Source organism: Pseudorhodoplanes sp. (genome assembly GCF_035565855.1).
Taxonomy (GTDB): domain Bacteria; phylum Pseudomonadota; class Alphaproteobacteria; order Rhizobiales; family Xanthobacteraceae; genus Pseudorhodoplanes.
In genome coordinates this window covers 1-8,011 of sequence record NZ_DATMRX010000268.1, presented here as the reverse complement: position 1 = coordinate 8,011, position 8,011 = coordinate 1, and the positions used below count along the sequence as shown (strand labels likewise).

The window sequence follows — 8,011 nt, the reverse complement described above, 5'->3', positions numbered from 1 at the left end:
ATTGACCGGCGGCGTCCTTCAGCGCGAGACCACCGAGCGGCAGCGTGACCCCGCGGCGGATCTTGTGGCCGCGCACGTCGATCAGTTCGAGCGAGCCGCCGCCGAGGTCGCCGGTGATACCATCGGGATCATGGATGCCGGAGACAACGCCGAGCGCGGCAAGTTCCGCTTCGCGCTTGCCGGACAGCACATCAATTTTGACGCGGCAGATGCGTTCGGCCTCGGCGATGAAGGGCGGCCCGTTCTCCGCATCGCGGCAGGCTGCGGTGGCAATGCCGTAGACCTTGGCGACCTGAAGATTGTCACACAGCGCGCGGAACCGTCGGAGCGCCGCGAGCGCTTCGGCCACGGCATCCGGCGCCAAGAGCCCCGTCGACTGCACCTGCCGCCCGAGGCCGGCTAGCACCTTCTCGTTAAAGATCGGCGACGGGCTGCGCGTCAGACCTTCATAGACCACGAGACGTACGGAGTTCGACCCGATGTCGATCACCGCCACCGGCGGGCCGTGATCGAGGCGCCCCTGCGCCATTTCAACGGACGCAGGCGCACCGGCCGGCAGCGCAGCCGTCCCGCGCTTCTGCCGCTTCTTGCCGCCAGCCTTATCGGCATCGCGGTCCTTACCGCCGGTCCTGGCGGCGGCTGAGACGGCGCGGCGTTGATTCTTTGAGCGATTTCCCACGACCCGACAGGCTCGGATTGGTCATGAAATATTTCTGGGCGTTGAAAGGCTCCTCGCCTTTCGCGGGCCTTATGCGGGTTGCGGTGCCGTCAGGCAAGACCTTCCAGCTCTGCTCGTTGTCGTTGAAATTAACCACCATGATCTGGTCGAGCACCTGTTCATGGACGGTCGGATTGGTGATCGGGCACAGCGCCTCGACACGGCGGTCGAGATTGCGGGGCATCATGTCCGCCGATGAAATATAAACAACGGCCTTCGGATGAGGCAGGCCGTGCCCGGCGCCGAAACAATAGATCCGGGAATGTTCGAGGAAGCGTCCGACGATGGACTTGACCCGGATATTGTCCGACAGCCCGGGGACTTCGGGCCTCAGACAGCATATGCCGCGCACCACGATGTCGACTGACACCCCGGCCTGCGAGGCCTGATAAAGCTTGTCGATGATGTCCGGATCGACGAGCGAATTCATCTTCAGCCAGATCGCTGCGGGGCGACCGGCCTTGGCGTGCGAAATCTCGGCGTCGATGTGTTCGACCAGCCGGCGGCGCAGCGTCACTGGCGATACCGCCATCACTTCGAGCTCGGCCGGCTCTGCGTAACCGGTGATGAAATTGAAGATGCGTCCGACATCGCGCGCGATGACCGGATCGTCGGTGAAATAGGACAGGTCGGTATAGATGCGCGCGGTGATCGGATGATAATTCCCGGTGCCGACATGCACATAGGTCGCAAGCTTGCCGGCCTCGCGCCGCACCACGAGCGATAGCTTTGCGTGCGTCTTCAACTCGATGAAGCCGAACACGACCTGCACACCGGCGCGTTCGAGATCGCGCGCCCAGCGAATATTGGCTTCTTCGTCGAACCGTGCCTTCAGCTCGACGAGGGCGGTGACCGACTTGCCCGCTTCGGCGGCTTCCGCCAGCGCCTTCACGATCGGCGATTCCGCGGATGTCCGGTACAGGGTCTGCTTGATTGCAATCACGTCCGGATCACGTGCCGCCTGCTGCAGGAACTGCACCACCACGTCGAACGATTCATACGGATGCTGGACGATGAAATCCTTCTGGCGGATCGCCGCGAAACAATCGCCGCCGTGATCGCGGATACGCTCGGGGAAACGCGGATTATACGGCGCGAACAGAAGGTCGGGACGGCCGATGGCCACGACTTCCTTGAGATCGTTGAGCGCGAGCATGCCTTCGACCAGAAATGTCTCATCGTTGCTGACGCCCATGGCGCGCTGCACGAAGCGCCGCAAATCCTCCGGCATGGATTTTTCGAGCTCGAGCCTGATCACCGATCCGCGCCGGCGGCGCTTGAGCACGCTCTCGAATGAGCGGACCAGATCCTCGGCCTCTTCCTCGATCTCGATTTCGGAATCGCGGATCACCCGGAAGGAGCCGACACCGTTCATCACGTATCCGGGAAACAGCTGACCGACGAACAGGCAAGCGACCTGCTCCAGCATGATCAGACGCTGCGCAGAGCCGTCCGCTCCGCGCGGCAATTGCACGAAGCGCTCGATCTTGTGCGGAACGCGGATCAGGGCGTTCATCGCCTTGCCGTCGCTGATGCGCGACAGCTGCAGCGCGAGGGTGAAGCCGAGATTGGGGATGAACGGGAATGGATGCGCCGGATCGATGGCGAGCGGCGTGAGAACCGGGAAGATGGAGGTGAGGAATTGCTCCTCCAGCCAGTCCTGTTCCTCTGCCGTCACCCCCTTCGCGTCTGCGATCAGCATGCCGTTGGCGGCCAACTCCTCACGCAGATTACGCCAGCAAGCCTGCTGATCGCTGGCGAGGACCGAGACCACATCGGCAATCTTGATCAGTTGCTCGGTGGGCGTGAGGCCATCCGGGGAGCGGTCGGCGACACCTTCGCGGACCTGGCCCTTCAACGCGGCCACGCGCACCATGAAGAATTCGTCGAGATTGTTGGCGGAAATCGACAGGAAGCGCAGCTTTTCGAGCAGCGGGTGGTCGGGATTGGCGGCTTCGTCGAGAACGCGTCGGTTGAAATGCAGCCACGACAATTCACGGTTGATGAAGCGTTCGGGGCTGTCCATCAGCGACACGGGCACGTCCTGAGCGGGTCCGCCGGCGGCGGATTCCTGTTTCAGAACAAAGGCTTCAGCCCGGTCATGCATGTCGTTCATCCTTCGGACCCCGACCATAAGACGGATTCGTGACCACGCGGTGACTGCGCACCGCAAAGATTGACCGTCATGGTCGGGAGGACAAGTCCGAAGCGGGGCTTTAAGTCCCCTCGCGCAGGTCCCGCAGCACTTCGGCGGCCAGCGCGCGATTGACCGGCCTCTTGCGCTGAAGCGCCTCGCGGTCGAGCGTCTGCACCGCCGACTGGATGGCGGCAAAGGAGCGCGGAATCCGCGTCAGGAGATAGGCGATCAGCGGCTCGTCGACGCTGAGCTGGCGGTCGGCAAACAGCTTGACCGTCACCGCCCGCAGCAGGGCGTCATCCGGGGTCGCCATCGCGATCGCAGGCATGGCTCGCAGCCGTGACGCAAGATCGGGCAAGCCCACTTTCCAGGACGCGGGCAAGGTACGCGCGGTCACGAGCAGATAGCCGTCATGCTCCTTCACGAGGTTGAGGAGATGAAACAGCGCCCGCTCGTCGAAATTACCGGTTTCGCAATCCTCGAGAACCAGTGCCCCGGTGGCGAGCGCATCGAGGAGAGTCGGCGTGTGCATCGCGTGCGCCGACAGCATGCGCGCGCCCGACAGCGACGCCCAGATCGAGGCAAGATGGCTCTTGCCGCTGCCTTGCGGTCCCGCGATGGCGAGCGCACGCGCCGGCCAGTCGGGCCAGCGCTCGATCATTGCGAGCGCGGCTTCGTTCGAGGGCCCCGGCAGAAAGTCTTCGCGTGACAGCCGCTCGGCGTGATTGAGGGCGAGCGCAAGCTGTCGCGGCGGCGATACCATCCTCAGCCCAGCTGACCGCCCGTGTAATACGAACTCGCCAGATATTGCCGCAGCAGGAAGCGGACCAGCACGCCGATCGCGGCGGCGACCGGGACGGCAACCAGAAGTCCAACAAAGCCGAACAGATAGGCGAAGGCGATCAGCGAAAACATCAGCCACACCGGATGCAGCCCGATCTCCTTGCCGACCAGTTGCGGTTGGAGAATGTTGCCTTCGACGAATTGCCCGATCAGGAAAATGCCGGCCGCCATCGCGGGCATGGTCCAGTCCGGCCAGAATTGCGCGGTCGCAACGCCCACCGCGAGCAGGAAGCCGGTGATCGTGCCGACATAGGGCGCAAATCCGAGAATGCCGGCAGTCAGCCCGATCAGCAAACCAAAGTGCACGCCGATCGACATCAGCGCGATGGCGTAGAAGGTCCCCAGAATCGTGCACACGATCGCCTGGCCGCGGACAAAGCCGGCGATCGCCCGGTCCATGTCGCGCGCGAGACCGCGAACGGTTTCGCGATGCGGGACCGGCGTCCAGGAATCGACCGTCTCAAGCATGCGCGGCCAGTCGAGCAGAAGATAAAAGGCGACGATCGGCGTGATGACGACGAGCGAGAGGACCGACACCAGCGCCTGTCCGCCGCTCCAGAGCGACCCGAGAAGCGCGCCCGCCCAGCCCGCCGCGGTCGCCGCGACCGTGCCGGCGGAGTTCTGAGCCTCCGGCAATTTGTCACCGATATATTTGCCAAGCTTTCCCTGGCTGGCTTCATTCACCAGCTGTCGCAGACGCTCCACATATTGCGGTACACGCGCGACGAAATCGGAGACCTGTTCGGCCAGCACGGGCAGCAGCAGGATCAGGACAACGGCGATCAGGCAGACAAAGACCAGGACGACCACGATCGAGGCGACGGCTCGCCCCAACCCGATACGCTGAAGCTGGCGCACCAGCGGATCGAGCAGATAGGCGAGCGCCATGCCGGCCACGAACGGCATCATGACGTCGCCGAGCAGCCACAAGAGGAAGATGAAGACCAGCACCGCGCCGGTCCAGAAGATAAGCTGACGGCGCAAGGTCAGCGGGCTGCCGGCGAGCTGCGGCGGCGGACCACCGGCCGGTCCTGTCATCATGGTGTTCATGCGTGACGTCCCCTCACCGTCCTAGCGTCCGGCTCCGTTGGTACCGAAATGGCGGATCCACTCGGCGACATAGAAGCCGATCGAGAGCAACGTCAACATCGTGACAAGCCCCATCAGCACGGGCAAGGCGGCGCCGACCTCGAAATTCAGGCCGAGTGAGCCCAGAACCGTTCCCGCAAGAACGATCTGGGCCACCGTATTGAGCTTCGACACCGGGTGCGGTCTTACCGGCATCGGCCGGTCGATCAGCATGGCGACCAGAAAGCCGCCGATGATCAGGATGTCGCGCGAGACCACGAGAATCACCACCCAGCGCGGCAACGCTTCCGTGAATCCGAGCGCCACGTAGATCGATACGATGAGCGCCTTGTCCGCCAGCGGATCCAGCATGGCGCCCAGCTCGGTCGACATGTTGAAGCGTTTGGCGAGGAAGCCGTCCACGGCATCACTGATGCCTGCCGCCAGAAACAGCAGAAAGGCCGGCAGCGTCTGACCCGCTGTAATAGCCCATACGATCAGCGGCACGCAGAGGATGCGCGCCATGGTGATAAGATTGGGTAGACTCAACGCTAAGGCCCCGGCAGGAATCGGACCGACACTGCGGCCCGCGCAATTATAACCGCCGTCAAGGCATTGCGCCTAATACGATTTCCGCGCTACCACGCGGCGAATTTGCCGCAAGGCCAGAAACCTTTGCACGATGGGGCTTAAACACATGTCCGGCAAGACGACCGGTCCGGGACGCGGCCTCACGTATGGCGAAGCTGGTGTCGACATCGACGCCGGCAACCGGATGGTGGATCTGATCAAGCCGCTGGTACGGGCCACGGCGCGGCCGGGGGCGGATGCGGAGATCGGCGGCTTCGGTGGCCTGTTCGATCTGGCCCGCACCGGCTTCAAGGACCCGGTGCTGGTGGCGGCCACCGACGGCGTCGGCACCAAGGTCAAGATTGCCATCGAGACCGGCCGGCACGACACCATCGGCATCGACCTCGTCGCCATGTCGGTCAATGACCTCGTGGTCCAGGGCGCCGAGCCGCTGTTCTTCCTGGACTATTTTGCCTGCTCGAAACTCGACCCGGACACCGGCGCCAAGGTGGTGGCCGGCATCGCGCAAGGCTGCCGGGAATCCGGCTGTGCCCTGATCGGCGGCGAGACCGCGGAAATGCCCGGCCTCTATCAGCCCGGCGATTACGACCTCGCGGGGTTCGCCGTCGGCGCGGTCGAGCGCGGCAGCATTCTCCCGCGCGGCGATGTCCGCGTCGGCGACGTGGTGATCGGGCTCGCATCGTCCGGCATCCACTCCAACGGCTTCTCGCTGGTGCGGAAGATCGTGGAGCGGTCGGGCCTTGCCTTCGAGGCGCCGGCGCCGTTCGCCCCTGGTCATACCCTTGGCGAAGCGCTGCTCGTGCCAACGCGGCTCTACGTCAAATCCTGCCTCGCGGCGATCCGGAAGACCGGCGCGGTCAAGGCGCTCGCGCATATCACCGGTGGCGGCTTCCCGGACAATATCCCCCGCGCTCTGCCCGACGGGATCGGCGTGTCGATCGATCTGTCAGCCGTCCATGTGCTCCCGGTTTTTCGCTGGCTCGCGCAAGAGGGTGACGTCGCCGTGCCGGAAATGCTGCGCACCTTCAATTGCGGGATCGGCATGGTGGCGATCGTGGCGCCGGAGCACGCAGACGGCGTACTTGCGGTGCTGCGCGACCATGGCGAGACCGCCAGCGTCATCGGCGAGACGACAGCCGCCACGGGCGCGGAGCGCGTGACCTATCGCGGCTCGCTCGAGCTGTCGCTGTAGCGTGCCGCTGTAACCCCATGAACCGCAAACGGACCGCCATCTTGATTTCGGGGCGCGGCTCCAACATGACCGCGCTGATCGAGGCGGCGCGGGATGCGCGTTATCCGGCGGAGATTGCGCTCGTGCTCTCCAACCGCCCCGACGCGGCCGGATTGCAGCGCGCCGCCGAGGCGGGCATCGCGACCGCGATCGTCGATCACAAGGCCTATGGCAAGGATCGCGCGGCCTTCGAGCATGCGCTGCAGGAGGTGCTGACCGCGCACCGGATCGAGCTCGTCTGTCTCGCCGGCTTCATGCGGATCCTGACCGCATGGTTCGTCGCGCAATGGCCGGAGCGGATGCTGAATATCCATCCGGCGCTCTTGCCCGCCTTCAAGGGGCTCGACACGCATCGGCGCGCGCTCGAAGCCGGCGTTCGCGAACACGGTGCGACCGTGCATTTCGTCGTGCCCGAGATGGATTCAGGACCGATCATTGCGCGGGCGCGCGTGCCGGTCCTGCCCGACGATACGGAGGACGCACTCGCCGCGCGCGTGCTCGCGATGGAGCATCGCATCTATCCGCTCGCGCTGAAGCTTGTCGCATCGGGCCGCGTCCGGGTTTCGGACGGACGATGCGTCATCGCCGGTCCCTGCGAGGATGAAGACGCCCTCTTCCTGCCCGGACTTATAAAAAAACCCCGGTAGTCCCGGGGCTTGAAGCACATAAAGGCGGTCAGCCGGCGTCGCCGATATCGACTAGGCCACCTTGAGATTTTCTGCGGACGTCTTGCCGCGGTTCGACACGAGTTCGAACTCCACATTCTGTCCTTCGTTCAGGGTCGAGAGCCCTGCCCGTTCGACCGCCGAAATGTGGACGAACACGTCCTTGTCGCCGGTTGTTGGCTTGATGAACCCGTAACCTTTGGTCGGGTTGAACCATTTGACGGTACCCATCGGCATCGTCTGTCTCCTGGTCTGTCAGTCTTCGAGATGACGCCTCGCAACGGTCAGCCGCATCGGCGCCACAACCGGGCTTTCAGGATCCGAACGGTCACGTCGCTTACGAGGCGGAGCGCAGAAGGAGCCAAAGTCAGATTGCCCTCCCATCCGAAGCGTCAAATGCGGCTTTAGCAAGACAAGGTCCGCTTGCTGCCGTCATTGTTAATGTTCGCATCGCTCAAACGGACGAACTTTGCGTAAATGCTGCAAAACGGAAAAGCAGTCGGGCGTCTAGACGATTTCGGATGAGGTGGAATTCCATCGCCCGTTTTCTTGTCATGCCCGGCTTTCAATCGGCACATCAACGCGGAAACTTGCCGTGCCGCAATCAGGGCTGCGACTGCTTGACCCAGACGCGGTTGTCGTGAAACGCCGCACCGCCATAGGGCGCGATCGCGTCGGCGCCGGTCAGCGAATTGATGCCGCAGCCGTCTTCGTAGGCGGAATTGGGCCAGATCGATTCCGCGATCACCACGCCACGC

General features: G+C 63.9%; 7 protein-coding genes and 1 pseudogene. 2 read left to right on the top strand and 6 right to left on the bottom strand.

Annotated features, from left to right (window positions below; translation table 11 throughout):
* The 5 genes and pseudogenes from VN004_RS15200 to VN004_RS15180 form a co-directional block, all read right to left on the bottom strand.
* Nucleotides 1-529 (bottom strand): annotated as a pseudogene (locus VN004_RS15200) (exopolyphosphatase); the annotation flags it as partial.
* An 88-nt stretch (nucleotides 530-617) separates the two neighbouring features.
* The gene (locus VN004_RS15195) at nucleotides 618-2,825 is read right to left on the bottom strand and encodes an RNA degradosome polyphosphate kinase (RefSeq protein WP_325611645.1); all 2,208 of its coding nucleotides are present in this window, start codon (nucleotides 2,823-2,825) and stop codon (nucleotides 618-620) included.
* A gap of 109 nt (nucleotides 2,826-2,934) precedes the next feature.
* Complete coding sequence (locus VN004_RS15190; protein WP_325611643.1) at nucleotides 2,935-3,618, bottom strand: chromosomal replication initiator DnaA; 684 nt, start codon at nucleotides 3,616-3,618, stop codon at nucleotides 2,935-2,937.
* A 2-nt stretch (nucleotides 3,619-3,620) separates the two neighbouring features.
* Nucleotides 3,621-4,748: an AI-2E family transporter gene (locus VN004_RS15185; RefSeq protein WP_325611640.1), complete on the bottom strand. Its 1,128-nt coding sequence runs from the start codon at nucleotides 4,746-4,748 to the stop codon at nucleotides 3,621-3,623.
* 21 nt (nucleotides 4,749-4,769) lie between these two features.
* Nucleotides 4,770-5,315 (bottom strand): CDP-alcohol phosphatidyltransferase family protein, encoded by a 546-nt coding sequence (locus VN004_RS15180; protein WP_325611638.1) that lies wholly within the window; start codon nucleotides 5,313-5,315, stop codon nucleotides 4,770-4,772.
* Nucleotides 5,316-5,463: 148 nt separating this feature from the next.
* Here VN004_RS15180 and purM point away from each other — a divergent pair, with 148 nt between their 5' ends.
* Complete coding sequence (purM, locus tag VN004_RS15175; RefSeq protein ID WP_325611635.1) at nucleotides 5,464-6,549, top strand: phosphoribosylformylglycinamidine cyclo-ligase; 1,086 nt, start codon at nucleotides 5,464-5,466, stop codon at nucleotides 6,547-6,549.
* A 17-nt stretch (nucleotides 6,550-6,566) separates the two neighbouring features.
* Nucleotides 6,567-7,235, top strand: coding sequence for a phosphoribosylglycinamide formyltransferase (purN, locus tag VN004_RS15170; RefSeq protein ID WP_325611633.1), 669 nt, complete (start codon nucleotides 6,567-6,569; stop codon nucleotides 7,233-7,235).
* Nucleotides 7,236-7,286: 51 nt separating this feature from the next.
* Here purN and VN004_RS15165 read toward each other — a convergent pair whose 3' ends face one another.
* Nucleotides 7,287-7,490, bottom strand: a complete 204-nt coding sequence (locus tag VN004_RS15165) for a cold-shock protein (protein ID WP_325611631.1) — start codon at nucleotides 7,488-7,490, stop codon at nucleotides 7,287-7,289.
* Between the last annotated feature and the right edge of the window lie 521 nt (nucleotides 7,491-8,011).

Bases quoted from the DNA above. Each gene is read 5' to 3' on its own strand.
- VN004_RS15190 (WP_325611643.1), bottom strand. From the start codon at position 3,618: ATGGTATCGCCGCCGCGACAGCTTGCGCTCGCCCTCAATCACGCCGAG.
- purN (WP_325611633.1), top strand. From the start codon at position 6,567: ATGAACCGCAAACGGACCGCCATCTTGATTTCGGGGCGCGGCTCCAAC.
- VN004_RS15185 (WP_325611640.1), bottom strand. From the start codon at position 4,748: ATGAACACCATGATGACAGGACCGGCCGGTGGTCCGCCGCCGCAGCTC.
- VN004_RS15165 (WP_325611631.1), bottom strand. From the start codon at position 7,490: ATGCCGATGGGTACCGTCAAATGGTTCAACCCGACCAAAGGTTACGGG.
- purM (WP_325611635.1), top strand. From the start codon at position 5,464: ATGTCCGGCAAGACGACCGGTCCGGGACGCGGCCTCACGTATGGCGAA.
- VN004_RS15195 (WP_325611645.1), bottom strand. From the start codon at position 2,825: ATGCATGACCGGGCTGAAGCCTTTGTTCTGAAACAGGAATCCGCCGCC.